This is a genomic window from Methylocaldum gracile, from assembly GCF_053646815.1.
Genome location: NZ_CM132196.1, coordinates 1,746,074 through 1,763,243 on the forward strand (window position 1 = coordinate 1,746,074; position 17,170 = coordinate 1,763,243).

The 17,170-nt window shown below is 60.2% G+C and carries 14 protein-coding genes; 9 read left to right on the forward strand and 5 right to left on the reverse strand.

What is annotated here, in order from left to right; translation table 11 throughout:
* Positions 1-120 precede the first annotated feature (120 nt).
* Entirely contained in the window at positions 121-915 is a 795-nt protein-coding gene (locus ACWJJK_RS07710; RefSeq protein ID WP_454128835.1) for a hypothetical protein, read from the forward strand.
* Between the two features lie 284 nt (positions 916-1,199).
* On the opposite strand, the gene zwf is transcribed toward ACWJJK_RS07710, so the two are convergent.
* The 3 genes from zwf to ACWJJK_RS07725 form a co-directional block, all read right to left on the reverse strand.
* Entirely contained in the window at positions 1,200-2,675 is a 1,476-nt protein-coding gene (gene zwf / locus ACWJJK_RS07715; RefSeq protein ID WP_077732239.1) for a glucose-6-phosphate dehydrogenase, read from the reverse strand.
* 785 nt (positions 2,676-3,460) lie between these two features.
* Positions 3,461-4,174 carry a methyltransferase family protein gene (locus ACWJJK_RS07720; protein WP_454128836.1) on the reverse strand — a complete coding sequence of 238 codons (714 nt, stop codon included), beginning with the start codon at positions 4,172-4,174 and terminating at the stop codon, positions 3,461-3,463.
* A gap of 27 nt (positions 4,175-4,201) precedes the next feature.
* The gene (locus ACWJJK_RS07725; protein ID WP_454128837.1) at positions 4,202-5,110 is read right to left on the reverse strand and encodes an alpha/beta fold hydrolase; all 909 of its coding nucleotides are present in this window, start codon (positions 5,108-5,110) and stop codon (positions 4,202-4,204) included.
* 490 nt (positions 5,111-5,600) lie between these two features.
* On the opposite strand from ACWJJK_RS07725, the gene ACWJJK_RS07730 reads away from it, so the two are divergent.
* The 3 genes from ACWJJK_RS07730 to ACWJJK_RS07740 all read left to right on the forward strand — a co-directional run bounded on the left by ACWJJK_RS07730 (position 5,601) and on the right by ACWJJK_RS07740 (position 8,658).
* Positions 5,601-6,029, forward strand: coding sequence for a PRC-barrel domain-containing protein (locus tag ACWJJK_RS07730; RefSeq protein ID WP_077732243.1), 429 nt, complete (start codon positions 5,601-5,603; stop codon positions 6,027-6,029).
* A 110-nt stretch (positions 6,030-6,139) separates the two neighbouring features.
* Positions 6,140-6,697: a DUF308 domain-containing protein gene (locus tag ACWJJK_RS07735; RefSeq protein ID WP_086133739.1), complete on the forward strand. Its 558-nt coding sequence runs from the start codon at positions 6,140-6,142 to the stop codon at positions 6,695-6,697.
* 323 nt (positions 6,698-7,020) lie between these two features.
* Positions 7,021-8,658: a reprolysin-like metallopeptidase gene (locus ACWJJK_RS07740; protein WP_454128838.1), complete on the forward strand. Its 1,638-nt coding sequence runs from the start codon at positions 7,021-7,023 to the stop codon at positions 8,656-8,658.
* 138 nt (positions 8,659-8,796) lie between these two features.
* On the opposite strand, the gene ACWJJK_RS07745 is transcribed toward ACWJJK_RS07740, so the two are convergent.
* The gene (locus tag ACWJJK_RS07745; RefSeq protein ID WP_077732250.1) at positions 8,797-9,189 is read right to left on the reverse strand and encodes a diacylglycerol kinase; all 393 of its coding nucleotides are present in this window, start codon (positions 9,187-9,189) and stop codon (positions 8,797-8,799) included.
* A gap of 400 nt (positions 9,190-9,589) precedes the next feature.
* Between ACWJJK_RS07745 and ACWJJK_RS07750 the strand changes: the two genes are divergently transcribed.
* From ACWJJK_RS07750 to ACWJJK_RS07770, 5 genes are all read left to right on the forward strand, one after another.
* A complete protein-coding gene (locus tag ACWJJK_RS07750) occupies positions 9,590-11,173 on the forward strand; it encodes a SulP family inorganic anion transporter (protein ID WP_454128839.1) in 1,584 nt (527 codons plus the stop codon).
* The gene (locus ACWJJK_RS07755; protein ID WP_210024222.1) at positions 11,170-12,042 is read left to right on the forward strand and encodes a hypothetical protein; all 873 of its coding nucleotides are present in this window, start codon (positions 11,170-11,172) and stop codon (positions 12,040-12,042) included. The genes ACWJJK_RS07750 and ACWJJK_RS07755 overlap by 4 nt, the downstream gene beginning before the upstream one ends.
* Before the next feature lie 360 nt (positions 12,043-12,402).
* Complete coding sequence (locus ACWJJK_RS07760) at positions 12,403-12,756, forward strand: BON domain-containing protein (protein WP_077732393.1); 354 nt, start codon at positions 12,403-12,405, stop codon at positions 12,754-12,756.
* Positions 12,757-13,009: 253 nt separating this feature from the next.
* Positions 13,010-15,400, forward strand: a complete 2,391-nt coding sequence (locus ACWJJK_RS07765; RefSeq protein WP_347258114.1) for a glycoside hydrolase family 65 protein — start codon at positions 13,010-13,012, stop codon at positions 15,398-15,400.
* On the forward strand, positions 15,397-16,293 hold the full coding sequence (locus ACWJJK_RS07770) for a universal stress protein (protein WP_077732388.1): 897 nt from the start codon (positions 15,397-15,399) through the stop codon (positions 16,291-16,293). Before ACWJJK_RS07765 ends, ACWJJK_RS07770 begins: the two co-directional genes overlap by 4 nt.
* Here the strand turns inward: ACWJJK_RS07770 and ACWJJK_RS07775 are convergent.
* The gene (locus tag ACWJJK_RS07775) at positions 16,290-17,051 is read right to left on the reverse strand and encodes a beta-phosphoglucomutase family hydrolase (protein ID WP_133716539.1); all 762 of its coding nucleotides are present in this window, start codon (positions 17,049-17,051) and stop codon (positions 16,290-16,292) included. The genes ACWJJK_RS07770 and ACWJJK_RS07775 overlap by 4 nt on opposite strands.
* Positions 17,052-17,170 lie beyond the last annotated feature (119 nt).

A 17,170-nucleotide genomic window follows, 5' to 3' on the forward strand; every position in this document is an offset into this window, starting at 1 on the left:
CAGGCTCAGGAGAGCGTTCGACAAGCCTGTCCTGAGCCCTTCGACTCGGCTCAGGACAGGCCTGTCGAAGGACTTAATCAGAGCTTCCTTAACGCCGTTCACCGCCGAAAAGGGGACCTCATGACTATCAGTAATTTCCGGCGTTTTGCCCGCTATATCGGCATCGACTATTCCGGCGCTCAAACGCCGACCGCTAGCCTGAAGGGGTTGCGCGTCTATCTGGCGGAACGGGAAGCGCTGCCCGTGGAAGTGCTGCCGCCGCCGGGCCCGCGCAAATACTGGAGTCGGCGCGGCATCGCCGAGTGGCTGGTCGAGCGCCTGTCGGAAGGCCAGCCAACGCTGGTCGGCATCGACCACAGCTTTTCCTTTCCGCTCCGTTATTTCGAGGTTCATCACCTGCTGCCCGATTGGCCCGCCTTCCTAGACGATTTTCAGCGGCATTGGCCGACCGACGAGGACCACACTTATGTCGACTTTATCCGCGACGGCCTTCGCGGCGATGGCGCCGCCCGCACCGGCAGCCCCCGCTGGCGCCGTCTTTGCGAGGAGCGCGCCAGGGCGAGGTCGGTGTTTCATTTCGACGTGCAAGGCTCGGTCGCCAAATCCACCCATGCAGGCATTCCCTGGCTGCGGTACCTCCGGCGGCGACTGGGCGAGCGAGTGCATTTCTGGCCTTTTGACGGCTGGGCCATCCCGCCCGGCAAGTCGGCCATTGCCGAGACATATCCCTCATTGTGGAAGAATGTGTATCCGAGCGAGGGCCGCACCCCCGACCAGCACGACGCTTATACCATCGCTGCGTGGCTACGGGAGGCCGACGACGATGGCCGCCTGCAAGGTTTGCTCGAACCCGTGTTGACACCCCCGGAGCGTGCCGTCGCTGGAGTGGAGGGTTGGATACTCGGAGTAGGGTAGAGAGTCAGCTCAGGGGCCAACATCACCCACTTTGGCGATGTTGCTTTACGAAGGTCGCCGACGACGGCATCCCCTGCGAAAGCCGGAATTTCGTTCCGGCTTTCTTCATTCGAAACGGATGTCGTCGCTGGCCGGGAAAATCACCCAACTTGCTCTGCAAGCCGTTCATTCGGCAGCCTTTGCGGCTTTGCCGCCGTTGATGGCGGTGCATCGCCGTGGAATTCGCCGGAATCGTTTGCAAGCACGGGGGCTCGCATCCGCAAAGCGGTTCTTCAGCCCCGGTCTCAATCGTCCTCGTGCCAGCGATGGCCGCTGCGCGACAGCAGTTCCGCAGAGGCGGCGGGGCCCCAGGTGCCGGCTTTGTAGGCTTCCGGACCTTTGGGATCGGCGGCCCAGGTATTGAGGATCGGTTCGACCCAGCGCCAGGCCATCTCCAATTCGTCCTGGCGCACGAACAGCGATTGGTTGCCGCGGATGATATCGAGCAGGAGACGTTCGTAGGCTTCTTCGCGGCGTTCGCTGAATTTGCTGGTGAAATCGAGGTCCAGGGAGACCGGCCGCAATTCCATCGAATGGCCTGGCCGCTTGGCGTTCAGATAAAGGCGGATCGATTCGTCAGGTTGAAGGCGGATGACCAGTTTCGCCGGGGCGCGGGACCCGTTGCGGGGCAGCGGAAAGATGTGGTGGGGCACATCGTGGAAATGGATCACGATGTCGGCCAGGCGGGTGGGCAGGCGTTTGCCGGTGAACAGGTAAAACGGAACCCCGGCCCAGCGCCAGTTGGCGATTTCCGCCTTGATGGCGACGAATGTTTCGGTCTTGCTGCCGGCGGGGACGCCGCTTTCTTCGAGATAGCCGGGCACCGCCTGGCCGCCGCAAATGCCGGCGCGGTATTGGCCGCGCACCGTGTTGACCTGGACATCCTCCGGGGTGAAGGGTACCAGGCATTCCAACACCTTGAGTTTTTCGTTTCGGATCGCGTCGGAGTCGAGGCTGGAAGGCGGTTCCATGGCCACGAAGCAGAGCAGCTGCAGCAGATGGTTCTGCACCATGTCGCGCAGCGCGCCGGTACCGTCGTAGAATCCGGCGCGACTGCCGATCCCGACTTCCTCGGCGATGGTGATTTGGACGTCAGTGATCCATTGCCGGCGCCACAGCGGTTCGAACAGTGCGTTGCCGAAACGCAGCGCCATCAGGTTTTGTACCGATTCCTTGCCCAGGTAGTGGTCGATGCGGTAGATCTGCTTTTCCTGATAGTGGCGGCCGACCGCCACGGTGATGGCGTTGCTGGAAGCGAGATCGTGGCCCAGGGGTTTTTCCAGCACCACCCTGGAATTTGGCCCGTTGAGTTTCTGCCGTGCCAGGCTTTCGCAGATCATGGAGAACAGCGACGGCGCCACCGACAGGAAAAAGACGTTCACTTCGGCCGGGGTTCTTTCGAGCAGGGCCTTCAACGCGGCATATTCTTCCGGATTCTCGGCGTCGATCCTTTCGTAGATCACCCGCCGACGGAAGGCTGCCCAGATTTCGTCGTCCCAGTCGGCCTTCGGCAGGAATTGTCGGGCCTTTTCCTCGGCGATCGCGCGATAGTCTTCCACGGTATAGTCTCGCCGTCCGAGACAATAGAAATAGCCGGCATCTCCCAGCTGGCCGTTCTTATAGCTCTGGTACATCGCCGGCAACAACTTGCGCATCACCAGATCGCCGGTGCCGCCGAAAAAAACCAAGTTGAAGGATTGGGGGAAAGGGAGCTCACTCATTGTTTGAATCCTCGTAGGCCGGGTAGGGTTACAAGAGGGACACGCAAAAAAGTCGGTCAAAGCAAATCCCGCCCCTTGCCAGCCGGGATCGGGGGTCTGATGCGACTTTCAATCTACGAGCGATGGCCAAAATGCGCTTTCGCGATTTTGCGCCAGGCACAATGAGTATACCGCGCATGGCACCGCTCCCTGGCGGACAGCGTCGGCAAGAAATTATAAGAAATTCAACCGTCTAATGCGGAGTCTGGGCCTGGATGGTAAGGGGCCTTGCCGTAGATGTCAACGTAGCTTCCGGTTTGACAGATTCGCGCTCGAACCTTCTGCAGCCGTTGAAGTCGTATTTCTAACTTGGCTCATCCCCAGTCCGGGGAGTCAAGCGGTCCTGATATTGCGGCGGCAGCAGGTCGCCCGGTTGTTGGAGAATCGTCATGGCTCATGAAGAACGACCGAAGTCACCTGAATCCACGGAGTCGAACGGTCCGGGTGGAGCGGGGGCGGGTAGGCAGCCCGTTGAACCGGCGACGGAGCATGAAAAGAAAGAGGAAACTGCCTCTTCGCCGGCGGGCAAAGCCGATTCGTCCGGTCGGCAGACTCGCAAGGCTGACGTCAACATCGCACCCGAATCGCGTGTCGGGGCGGCCGGGGCGCGCGAGGACAGCGAAGCGGGAGGCGCTTAAATGTCGGGCAAGTACCGCTTCATCGACCGACGCACCGCGTCTACGGCGGTTTCAGGTCTCGGACCAAGCGTTCCTCATCATCCGCATCGGGCTGTGTTGCGTATCCCATTAGACGGACACTTTGGGAAGACGAATGGCGGACTTCTCTTGCGGCAGCCCGCCCAGCCGAAGCAGGGATGAAGCCGAGGGAAAAAAGAACGGTGTTCCGCTCGATCGATACGCTTCATAGGGTTCGCCGTAGGCCGCTAGCAAACGGGCTTCCTCATGTCGCGAACCCAGATAGGCATAGGCTGTGGCGATCAGATTGAATGCAAGGCCGTTCGCCGTCAGACGCGGTGTCAGCCAAAGGACCGGCACGGCCAAGGCATTGAGCGGATGCCGCATCAAGCGGAACGGGCCTTCTGCCTGCATTCTCCCGTCCGAACCGAGAATGGGGCCTTGAGCTTCGGGTTCCGGCGGCACTGTCTGAGCGCCTTTCCACCAAGCCTTCAAGCCCGGCAGACCCAGCATTCTCGCGGGACCGATCTGGCCGACGGCGGCAGCGGCGTAAGCGGCGATTCCGAGGCGGAGCAGCCGTATCAATGTGGCTGGAGGGCCTTCCAGGGCATAGAGGGTCCTGTCGGGGAGCCGCTTGATGTATCGAGCGAGCATGGCCACCGAGGCGAACGAGGTCGCCACGTAAAAGGGACGATACCAGACCCGTCGCCGGCGTTCGCCGATGAGGTTTGCCGCTGTTCGCTTGGCGGGGCGGCTGGCTAAGAGGCTGTGCACCGCACAAAATGCCAGCGTAGCGACCGCTGTTCGTGCAACGTGTTTCCACATACGCATTCCTCCTGTCGGTGTTTCATTTTAGGCGCGGGAATTCGCCGCACGGGTCGGCTCCGGTCGTTCTGCATCTGCCATTTGCAGAAACCGGTTCAAGGCCGCCGCCACACGTTGCGGTTGCTCGACTTGAGCGGTATGGCCGCAGCCGGGTAGAACTTCCAGCCGCCCACAGGGTAAACGTTCCACTGCGGATTTGCCGTGCCGAACCGGGAAAATCCGGTCGCCGTCGCCCCACAGCACGAGTGTCGGCATTTTCAGCCTATGGAGTTGGTCGAGCACGATTTCGGATTCGCGTTGCCCCCATAAGGTATTGGCGGCCCGGAGGGTGAGCAGAGTCGCCTCCAAATAGCCCGGGAGCAGGGCCATCCGAAAGAGCCGGTCGTACCAGGCCCGCGGTATCGACCAAGGCTTGGCGAACAGCAGTTGCGACAGTCCGACCGACCACTGCCACGCCCCGAGAGGGGTCTTGCACCAGGCTGTGAGGAATTCTCCGGTTCCGGGCACGATCTGACCGCATATCAAGGGGTTTATCTCATGCCCCAATCCGGCGCTGCTGATGAGCGCCAAGGCGGATACGCGTCCCGGATGTCGAAGCGCCAAATGCACGCCAATCAGCGCGCCAATCGAATTACCGATGATGCTCACGCGCTTCAGGCCAAGCCGATCGAGAAAGGATGCGACGAATGCCGCAAGACAAGCAGGCGAATAATCGATGCGCGGCTTATCGCTGCCGCCGAATCCCGGCAGGCTTGGCGCGTAAAGAGTATGGGCGGATGCCATTAACGGCATGATCCAGCGCCATGTATGAGCACTGTCCGCCGTCCCGTGGAGCAATAACACCGGCGAACCCCGCCCCGCCGCCAAATATTCGGTGGCAATAGGTCCGTGGGAGGTGCTGACGGTCAGCCGGTATTCCTGAGGGGTTCCATCCACGATGACGAGCCTTGGCCTAAATTGTCTAATTTACGCGATGGCTCCATAGCTGCCCATTCGGAGTAATTCCTATAGCGGCGGAGAGCATTGTGCGAAGAGGCCCTGATCCAGGGCCTCTTGATGGCGAATCCGCCGATACCGCCATATACGCTAACGAGCAAAGACGCAAGCGGTTCGGTATCGAAATTGCGGCCGAGTAGGAGGGGATTTTTCCCGCGGAGACCGTGTCAGATTTAGGATCAGGCACGGCTATCCGGAAATCGATCGGGATAAACACGGAGGATGATGTGCCGACCGTGCAAGCAGCCGGTGTTCATCGCAATGGTGTTCACGGGATTCTGATCGATGAGGAAGCGCCGCTGACTGGGGCAAGCCGGTATAGGAAAAGGTTGCTCCCAGCCGCAAGGCCAGGCACGGACTGCGCCGTCAGTGTTTGCTGTCGCACCCAGCCGAGCATGTTGAAAAACCCGTAATTATCAGGAGTGAAGTTATGGAACTCAAACTTGCAAGAACCCTTGTCCTGTCCACACTTTGCGGCTTCGTGTGGGCCGCCGGATCTACCGCACAGCCACAGGAGGGCGCGCCGGTTGCGGGCGAGGCCACGTTTGGCACGACGGTCATCCAGCATGAACTCATCGCCAGGGGCTGGCGGGCCTCGAAGCTGATGCGCGCGAATGTCTACAACGAGAACAATCAGAAAATCGGCGCAATCGACGATTTCATCGTGAGCCCCGATGGATCTTTATCGGTCGCGATCGTGGATGTCGGCGGTTTCTTGGGTATGGGGGCTCATCGTGTCGCCATACCGGTACAACAGTTTCAACCTATCGGGGACAAAACCGACGTATCCAAACTCGTTCTGCCTGGAGCCAGCAAGGACGCGTTGAAGGCGTTGCCCGAATTCAAGTACACCCGGTAACCGCAATACCGGCGCGGGAGCGGTGTTCCAGCCGCGGATGACGCTGGATTGCCGATATCCGCGGCTTTCCGCGCGATCTTTTGAATCGGCAGCCTGAGTGAGGACACATCATGAGGGAATTACTTGAGCAAGCTTGGTGGATGCTCGCCGTAAGAGGGATCATTGCCATTCTCTTCGGCGTTTTCGCCCTTATCTGGCCCGGCCTGACGCTATTGTGGCTGGTTGTCCTGTTTGCCGTCTATGCGTTTATCAGCGGCGGGTCGGCGGTCGCCGCCGCCGTGACGAACAGGAAAAGGGACGAAATCTGGTGGTTGATCCTGCTGCTGGGTCTGGTCAGCATCGGCGCCGGGGTGATCGCCGTTATTCATCCGGCCCTGACGGCGCTGGTGCTTGTACTCCTCATCGGCGCGAACGCGTTGGTGACGGGCGTGCTTGACGTGGCGACGGCCATTCGTTTGCGCAAGGTGATCGAGGGCGAGTGGTTGCTGATCCTGGAGGGGGTTGTCTCCGTCCTGTTTGGCGTTCTGGTGTTCCTGTTTCCCGGAGCCGGCGCACTGGCTCTGATCTGGCTCATCAGTTTTTACGCGCTCGTCACCGGAGCTCTGTTGCTCACGCTGGCTCTTCGTGCGCGTGCGTGGGTGAGGAGCGAGGCCTTGCGGCACGCCTGATCGATGCGCCTGTTGAAACCCGCGCATCGTCTCGCCGGCTTCCGTAACGCCGCACCTAAGCAAGCCTCGACAAGCAATGTCGCCGTTCTTTGAGAAATGTCGATCAGTTCGATGGACTTCGCACTTTCGGTTCCGGGGCGCGTCATGGCTGATCGGCTTTTCCGGCTTGAACGGACCGATCAATCTCTTACCGCGCAGCGGCTATCCCTGATACGCGGAATCCTCTCCGGGAAATGCAGATGGCGTTCCTATTGACCTGCACTTTTGTGTGTTTGTAGCATCGGTCAATCGTTTCGGGTAAGTGCAAGCTTTCGGAGGGATCCATGACATCGCGGCTCAAGTCGGTCCTATTGGCTTTAGGAATGGGGACTGCGGCATTTTTTGCGGCATCCGTCGAGGCGGATGAGTCCAACCGTGGTTCGGTGATCGAGACATCGACCGCTCTGACCATCGACGCGAATGGACTCCATCTCGCTGCGCACAATCGCAGGTTGGATACGCTCCTGGCCGAGCTGGCGCAGAACAGCGGGATTGAGTTCGTTCGTCCGGAGGGCTTGGAGGATCATCCGGTCACGGCAAGGGCCGATGCGGCCGACTGGGCGTCGATTATTCGGGCGGCGTTGCAGGGGTTCAACCATGTGGTCCAGTTGAACCGGGCCGGGACGATCGAACGTGTCGTCATCACCGGGCTCAACGGCGACGGGGCGGATTCGGGGGTGCCCGGTCCGAGCCTTTTCACTGAGGTTGGCGCGGTGAAGAATTCGACCCGGAACACTCTTCCCCCCGACTTGGCCCAACTGCCCCGGAAGGCAGTTCGACCTATCCGCCTCGATCGGGCGCGAATGATGGCGATGAAGTTTGGCGAGGAATTGCCGTTGAGCCTGCCGAGCGGACAGCAGGCGTTCGTTCACGACAACCGCTACGCCCACGAAAACGGTGATATTACCTGGGTCGGATATCTCAAGGCCGACGGTCAGGCTTTTCGTGCGGTGATGACCTTCGGGGAGACTGGTGTCCAGGGGCAAATCTCGACGCCCGAGGCGCTTTATCAGATCGCGCCGGGCAGCGGACAGCACCAGTGGCTGGTCGATATTCAGGCGGCGGGACTGAGCCATTCGCCGCATCACAGCCCGGAACCGGTCCCTGCTTGGACGTCTGGGCCGGCTATCCAAGGCGACAAACCCGAAGACCCAGAGGTCACCCAAGCGGCAGACGCCGCGTCCGGCGGACCAACGGCAAATCCCGACAGCGGCGCTTCGACGCCGACGACCATCGACCTGCTGGTGCTTTACACTCCCAAGCTCGCCTCGGGCAAGGCGATCACCCGCATTAACCAGTTGATCGCGCTGACCAATCAGTCCTTTGTCGATAGCCGAATCGCAATCAGTCTGCGGCTGGTGAAATCTTTGCGGGCCGATTATCCCGAGGCCATCGACAATGGGACGGCGTTGCGCGATCTGACGCTCGGCCGAGGCGTTTTTCGGAACGTCGTCACCTGGCGGCGGGAATCCGGCGCCGATCTGGTCACGCTGATCCGACCGTTCGAACACACTGCCCAAAAGGGCTGCGGCAGCGCCTGGCTGAACGGGGCCGATGGACAGCCGCTTTCGTCGAATCACGCGTTTTCGGTCGTCAACGATGGCCGAAGCGGCCTGTATTACTGTTCGGACTACGCGCTGGCGCACGAGTTGGCGCATACCATGGGAAGTGCGCATGACCGCGTCCATGCGGGTGTCGGAGGTGTTTTCCCCTATTCCCATGGGCATAGCGTTCCGGGATCCTTCGGGACGATCATGAGTTATACCCACCCCCGGTTGGGTCTTTTCTCCAATCCACATATCTCGCAGTGCAGGGGCACGCCGTGCGGGCTGGACGCCGCCGGTCCCGCAGCGGCCGACAATGCCCAATCGCTAAACGCGGTGCGCGCGCTCGTGGCGGGCTTCAGGCCGGCCGTTCGCTAGAGCGTTTTCAGATCGGATGTAGGGCGACTTGGGCGCTTTACATCTCCCTCGAGAAGCGATCCGACTCGTCGTCGGAAAACGATTCGGGCTCATGGCTAGACACGCTAGCTTGCTTCGGCCCGAACCGCTGCCGGCGGTTCAATCGGGATAGACTAAGTACCAGATTCGGCTGACCTCGGTCAGGAAGACCACTAGCCACATCAGTATGCTGATTCCGGCTGCAGCCGCCGCGATGTCCTTGATGACCTTGATTTTAAAGTTTTCCCGGTCCTCCACGAAATCGCAGAGTGCCTCGATAGTGGTGTTGAGCATCTCGACGATCAGCATCAGGCCGGTTGTCACCATGACCAAAAGAAAGTCGATCCACTGACGGAAATAGAAGCACACGGAGAGGACGATCACGGACAAGACGACTTTGTAGGCTACGCTAAAATCGTAGAAGATGGCGTAGCGCAATCCCGACAGCCAAACCTTCAATTTCCGGAGCGGGCTGTAGCCTTCTTCGCCGGTACCGAAAAATTTATGGCGCATTCTTCTTAGATCGTGTCGATGTTCGCTTTGGTTCCGAAGCGTCGCCGCTGAAAGGTTGATGAAAGGTTCGGACGATAGAATGGCGATCAAGTATGCTCGCGCCAGCGTGGGGTAGTCCGTAGAACGGTGCGTCGCGGCTATGGCTGTTGTCGTAGCCGCTGCGATTCGATCTTGCTGCAGCTACCGGGGTGTTCCCCTTTCAGCTCGAATTCGCCATAGGGATATGATTTGGTGGGATGCATCAGTGCTTGATTCGCCTTCCGAGCACACTCGTCCGGATTTATACGGCGTTACAGCGCGCCGAGAGCGGAGCCGGCGGATGGGGTCGTCTCCATGGAAAGGGCATAGCGCCCCATCGGACTCTGCGAGCTGATTTACCCGAACAACGAGGTGCTGCCTAATGATACATAAGCATTTTCACTATTATCTGAGCCATCTGCGGAACGACATTCCGGCGGGCGTCGTCGTCTTCCTGGTCGCCCTGCCGCTGTGCCTGGGGATCGCACTCGCCTCGGGCGCCCCGCTGTTCGCCGGCATCATCGCGGGCATCGTCGGCGGCGTGGTGGTCGCCTGGGCCAGCGGCTCGCAACTGAGCGTCAGCGGCCCGGCCGCGGGGCTCACCGTGATCGTGTTCAACGCCATCGACAAGCTGGGCAGCTTCCAAGTCTTTTTGCTGAGCGTCGTCCTCGCCGGCGGGCTGCAACTGCTCCTGGGCTTTCTCCAGGCCGGGGTCATCGGCGCCTACTTCCCCTCGGCCGTGATCAAGGGCATGCTGGCCGCCATCGGCCTGATCCTGATCCTCAAGCAAATCCCGCACGCGGTCGGCTACGACGCCGATTTCGAGGGCGATGAAGCCTATGTCCAGGCCGACGGCCACACGACCTTCTCCGAACTCGCCTATTCGCTCGAAGCGATTTCGCCCGGCGCGGTGATCGTGAGCACGGTCGCCATCGGCATCATGCTCTTGTGGGAGACCCGCCTCTTCAAACAGAATGCGGTTTTATCCCTGATCCCCGGTCCCCTGGTCGCGGTCCTCTGGGGGGTGGCGTTCAATCTGCTCTCGCAACACTTCCTACCGGCCTTCGCGATCGCGAAGGAGCACCTGGTGAGCCTCCCGGAGATTCAGGGCGTCGCGGGCTTCTTCCAGCAGTTCACCCTGCCCGATTTCAGCCAGTGGGCCAATCCCGAGGTGTACACGGTGGCGGTCACCATCGCCATCATCGCGAGCCTCGAGACGCTCCTGAGCCTCGAAGCGGCGGACAAGATCGACCCCTTGAAACGCATCGCCCCGACCAATCGCGAACTGAAGGCCCAAGGGCTCGGCAATCTGCTCAGCGGCTTGATCGGCGGCTTGCCGATGACGGCGGTGATCGTCCGGAGTTCCGCCAACGTGAACGCGGGCGGCCGCACCAAGATGGCCTGCTTCATCCATGGCGTTTTGCTGCTGTTGAGCGTGATGTTCATCACCCGCTACTTGAACCTGATTCCCTTGGCCTGTTTGGCGGCGATCCTGCTCCTGACCGGCTACAAGCTGGCCAAACCCAAGCTGTTCAAGGAGATGTACGCCAAGGGGGCGAGCCAGATCATTCCGTTCGTGGTCACCATCGTCGCGATCCTCGCGACCGATCTCTTGAAGGGCATCGCGGTCGGCATGGTCGTCGGTCTCTATTACGTCATTAGAACCAACTTCCAGGCGGCGATCACCCTGACCCAGCACGGCAACAATTATCTCTTGCGCTTGCACAAGGATGTGTCTTTTCTCAACAAGGCGCTGTTGCGGGAGTATCTGAACCGGGTGGGCGAAAACGGGTATGTCATCATCGATGCCACGCGGGCGCAATTCATCGATCAGGACATCCTCGAAACCATCCACGACTTCGTGGCCGCGGCCTCGGACGACAATATCACCGTGGAACTGAAGAACCTCAATGGCAACTCCGGATTGATACCACCAAAGCAGGCCATCCCCGTCGGCGTTTTATGAAATTGGAGGAAAACGGTCGGGGACAGCGGATCGACTACCAGCCGGTCGGTCGGCTTCCTTGGATCGGAAGTCGTGCGACGATAGCGGTTTCGAGCCTGATCCCGGCATTACGGCGATCGAGAATTCCGATTTGCAGCGGCACGCTTTCGATATTCGTTTTGCTAATGGTTGCCTCCGGGGCTTACGGAAACATCTTCGAAGACGGGGAGAACGGTGATGCCGCTCTGAGCAGCGAGAGGCCTCACATTCCCGAGCCGATGGTGTTCGATTTGGTCAGGCCGCTGGGCGTGCAGCAGGGAGAGTTCGAGACCAATGTTCTGGCGGGGCACTCTCTGAGAAACGGAGAAACGGATTGGGCACCGGAACTGGAATATGCGGTCCGGGACGGCTTGGCGGTGGAATTCGAACTTCCTTTTGAAAACCTATCGATAGCCGAATACAAGCTGGCGGTACAAGGGACTCTGGGAACGCTGTTCGGACGCCGCTTCATTCACGGTTGGCAGGCCATCGGGCGCTATGACCGGCATCACGACGGCTATTCCGCCGACGCTCTTTATCTCGCCGGCTATCGCTGGGACCACGCGTTCAGCACCTTCAACATGGCGGGGCTCAGATGGTCCGGTATCGATCGGCGCAATAAATTGGCAGGTATCGTCAATACGAGCTGGTTCTACGGTGTCTCCGATCGCGTGACGTTGGGCATCGAACTGGACAATGAAATCGCATCGCGCTGGGGCTATCTGTTGATGCCGCAGATGCATCTGGACTTCACGGATCACGCCACTCTTCAACTCGGAGCCGGCCCATCCCGCCTGCCGGGTCAGCCTACGGAGTGGATGGCGGTCTGGCGCATGATTTTCGCGTTCTAAAGCCGATTCGATTCGGACTAGAGGCGAAATTTCAGAAGATGAGGCCACTGCCGATCGATCGGCAGCCATCCGAAATCGACGCCGCTTCAGTGGACAAGAAAATAGCCTGTTCATCCTGACCGTCCCGGCTTTTATCTGCTTTGCCATTTGGGTTAAGCCGCTACGTATCCAACTGCCTTTCCAGGCTGAAAAAATCGTTTGAGCCATGATTTTTCGTACGAATTCGCTGTCGTACCTTTAATGAGGCCAAATCCTGTCCGATCGCGAAAAAAGGGTAGGGCATACCCTTTGGGAAAATCTCGGCGGGTCAGCCTCAGCCGAAAGGAAGTATTTTCTGATTCCCAAGGAGGGTACAAGATCATGATTACGCGCAAATCCGTCTTAGCATCTCTCGTGGCTATCGCCGTTGCCGGTTATTTCGGATCTGGGGTCATGGCTGCGCCGGACGATCCGATGGACTCGATTCTGGCCGAAACCGCCGGGGGATACATGAGCGACACGGCGATTACCGCCAAAGTCAAATCGGCATTGCTGGCGGATCAGAGCACGAGCGGCCTCGCCATTCAAGTCGAAACCAACAAAGGTGTCGTGCAGCTGAGCGGTTTCGTCGACAGCGCGGCCGAAAAGGAGCGGGCGGCAGAAATCGCCAGTGGCGTCGAGGGCGTTAAAGATGTCAAGAACGACATCCGGGTAGGCCGTAAGGAGACTCCTTGAGGGCTGAAGTAGAACGGGACGGGACAGCATCGAGAGTCGATTTGGATCGGATGACGGTCCATCGGCGGTGGATTCCCGTCCCGGCAGTCATTCGGAGCGCCGACCGCCGTGGCGGTCGGCGCTCTCTTTACTCCATGGGGCGGATCTCCGCCTTAATTCGTCAACATCGGATCGAATCGCCGACGGGGCATTCATCCTTAAACTGGGCGAAAGCCGAACCGGATAGGCCTGTTCGGCGCATGCATACTCTTGGGTGTTCCGCTTTCTTCTCGTCATGAAAGATCACCGGGTTAACACGGCACGAACAGGTGCTTCCTGTTTTGGTCCCACGGACGATCCGCTATGGCGAATCGAGGAAGAGGGTTTCAATCTGGCGCGGGAGCACGAAATCGAGTCGTTGTTCGCGGTTTCGAATGGCTATGTCGGTTCCCGCGCGTCTCTCGCGGAAGGAAGCCCATTGTCGGATCCCGCAACGTTCATCGCTGGAGTTTACGACACCGATTCATCCGCCCAAGGTGATCCCGTTCCGGAACTCGCCGCGGCTCCCGATTGGATGCAGCTGAGCTTGCTGATCGGCGGACAGGAGTTCCGTCTCGATCAGGGCGGTTACCTTTGGCACCGCCGCGTGATCGATATGCGGCACGGTATTCTGTGGCGCGAATTTGACTACCGGGCGGGGAACGAAGGGCTGATTCACGTACGTGCCTGCCGTTTGGCTTCGCTTGCCGACCGGCATGTTCTCTTTCAGTGCATACAACTGAACGCGGAAAACCAGTTTCCCCGAATTCATCTCCGGGCGCTGACCGAACCGGAGGTCGAACGTCCCGGCCGGGTACGTCTAACGCCAGAACCCTGTCCGCCTTCGGAAATTGGCCCCGATTCGCCCTATCTGCTCGAGCTGTGCACGCGAACCACGCAAATCAAGGTCGTGGTCGCTACCGCGGGCCGACTGCGGATCGGCGGCGAGGTCGTCCCGCCGCAAGTCGAACCGCTGCCGGACCGACGCGTCGAGTCCTGGGAGCTGGATATCGAGCCGGGGAAAACTTATCGGTTCGACCGTTTGGTCGTGATCTACACCTCGCGGGAGACCGAGCGACCGGCCGCCATGGCTGCGGACCATTTGGGGAGGCTGTTGAATTCCGCTCCGGAAGACGTGATCGATGCTCACTCGCGGGCTTGGGAAGAGCGCTGGCGGGAAAGCGACGTCGAAATCGAGGGAGACGAGGCATTGCAGAGGGCCGTGCGGTTCGCATGTTATCACCTGATCGGGGCCGCCAACCCGGAAGACGAGCGGGTTTCCGTCGGTGCTCGGGCTCTGACCGGCGAAGCCTACAAAGGCCACGTCTTCTGGGACACCGAAATCTTCATGCTGCCCTTCTACATTTTCACCCATCCCCCTTCGGCACGGGCACTCCTGATGTATCGGTATCACACTTTGCCGGCCGCACGGGAAAAGGCGCGTCGGCTGGGCTACCAAGGAGCGCTGTACGCCTGGGAATCGACCTACACCGGCGAAGAGACCACGCCGGGTTACAGCATAACCCCCGACGGCGAGATCAAGCCCATTCTCAACGGCGTGCTGGAGCACCATATCAGCGCCGATGTCGCTTATGCCGTTTGGCAATACTGGCAGGCGACCGCGGACGAGGCGTTTCTTTTGCAAGCCGGTGCGGAGATTCTGTTCGAAACCGCACGATTTTGGGCGAGCCGGGGCCTTTTGGAGGAGGATGGAAGCTATCACATCCGGGAAGTCATCGGTCCCGACGAGTATCACGAGGGCATGGACGATAACGCTTTTACCAACCTGATGGCGCAATGGAACCTGGAACGTGCCGCAGAGGCGGCGCGCATCGTCGCCGATCGGTGGCCGGATCGCTGGCTGGAGCTTGCGCGCCGCCTCGATGTAAACGAGGACGAACCCGAGACGTGGCGGGACTTGGCGCGGCGAATGTATACCGGGTTCGATCCGAAGACAGCGCTGTTCGAGCAGTTCAAGGGGTACTTCGAACTGGAAGACATCGACCTCGCCCGATACGGTCCCCGTATCTTGCCGATGGATATGATTCTCGGGCGAGAGCGGACGCAGTTGAGCAAAGTCGTCAAGCAGGCCGATGTCGTAATGCTGATCTATTTGTTCTGGGACCGGTGGTCGCCCGAGGCGCGTAAGGCCAATTTCCGCTATTACGAGCCGCGTACCGCCCACGGAAGCTCCCTGAGTCCGTCCATTCATGCCGCCGTGGCCGCTCGGCTGGGCGATATCGAAACCGCCATGCGCTACTTCCGCCAGGCCTCGGAAATCGATCTTACCAACAATATGGGAAACGCAGCGGGAGGCGTTCATGCCGCGGCGCTAGGTGGGTTGTGGCAGGCCGTGGTTTTCGGCTTCGCGGGATTGAGCGTGCGGTCGGACGGGTTGGGCTTTACGCCCCACTGTCCGCAAGAATGGCGAGCGCTCCGTTTTCGGTTGGTTTGGCGGGGCGTCTGCCTGCACGTGGACGTTAGGCCCGAAACCGTCGAAATCGTCGCGGAGTCGGGCGAGCCCGTGGTAATTCAGGTAGGGGACGCGTCGCCCGCGCGGTTCGTATCCGGCCAGCGCGTTCGCTGGAAACTGGTTGAAGGAGTCTGGAAGGAGGTTTCAACATGAGCGATGAGCGTGCGGAAAGGAACACGGTCGTATTGCCGCTCGATACAACGTCCCGGTCCGCTGCCATATTGCCGGTCGCGAAGACCGTCATCCAACTCGCGGAGGCAACCCCGTGCGTTGTGCAAACCGAATGGCCGACAAGTTCTCTTCCGGAGTTGAAGAAGAAATTTCCCAGCCTGAAAGCACTGCTCAAACATGCCATCATCGCCCCGATGCAAGGGCAGCCGGCCGAGGGGATTGTCCGTGCGGCTACGGAGTGGCGCAGCCTATGCATCGTCATGGCAATGCACGAGGGCAAGAAGATGCCCGATACCGGGCTCGATTCCACTGCCGAAGGGGTTCTTCGGGAGATGCCTTGCCCGGTCGTGCTGGTGCCGCCGGAACGCGAGCCGACGCCGTGGCGCATTCGGCAAGTGGTACTGCCCCAGGATGGTACGCCCGAGACCGCCCGAGCGCTGGGTCCGGCCATCACGCTTGCCGGGCGCACTGGCGCCAGTTTGTTGGTCCTGCATGTGTCCGGTGCACATGCCCCTCCGCCGCAGGAACCTGGCACATTGACCGCACCCCAATATGTCGATCAGCCCCAGCATGAATGGCCCGCCTGGGCACAGGAATTTCTGGAGCGGGTAAGATACTTGTCCGGAGAACCGGTTAAGGGCGGAATTCGGATGTTCATGGCGCGCGGCGAGCCCGGTCCCGAGATCGTGCGCTTCACCCACAGTCGCGGGGCCGATCTGATCGTTCTGTCATGGCATGGCGAACTGGCGCCGCGTTGCGCTCTCACCCTGCGCTACGTGCTCCAGTATGCGCCATGCCCGGTCCTGGTTTTGCCAGAGAGCCGCGAACAATCCGGCTTGCCTTTTCATCCCCGATCGGGCGAGAGGACGTTCTAGTCCGTGCTCAGTTCGACGAGGTCCGCCACCACAATATCCGCCCCCGCCGTTTTCAGGGCGTCTGCATGGCCGGTTCGGTCGACGCCGACGACGCAGCCGAACCCTCCTCTGCGACCTGCTTCGACTCCGGCGATGGCGTCTTCCACAACCACCGCGCGGGGTGGCTCAACGGCGATCCGCCTGGCGGCCTCGAGAAAGGAATCCGGCTCCGGTTTGCCGCGCAAACGCATTCGTTCCAAGTCGATCCCGTCGACCCGCGTATCGAACAAGTCGCTCAACTGCGCCGCCTCCAGGACTTCGGCACAGTTCCGGCTTGCCGACACGACGGCCGTCGCGAACTTCTTCGCTCTCAGTTCATGAATCAGGTCGACGCTCGATGGATAGATCTCGGCACCGCGGCTCCGGAGGAGTTCCAGATAGAGGACGTTCTTCTTGTTGCCGAGCCCGCAGACGGTCTCTCGGTCCGGTCCATCGCCAGGCTCGCCGTAGGGAAGCGCAATGCCGCGCGAGGCCAGAAAGGCGGCTACGCCGTCGTAGCGAGCCTTGCCGTCGATGTAAAGCCGATAGTCCGAATCTGCATCGAAACTACGCTGGGGCTCTCCGACACGAGCCGCGTACCGCTGCAGAAAGTCGTCGAAAAGAGTCTTCCACGCGATTTTGTGGAGCGTCGCCGTTTGCGTGATCACGCCGTCCAAGTCGAAGATGACGGCATCGTAATCTCTCCGCGTGATCGCGTGCGAGGACGAGCGGATATTCATAACACCTCCGTAGTGCCTTCGAAAAAACTTCCGTATATCGATTGGACCTCAGGCAATGGGAAATCTGACAAGAAAGCGGTGTGCGCCGGAAAAGTGCCGCACGACAATTGAATCGCATT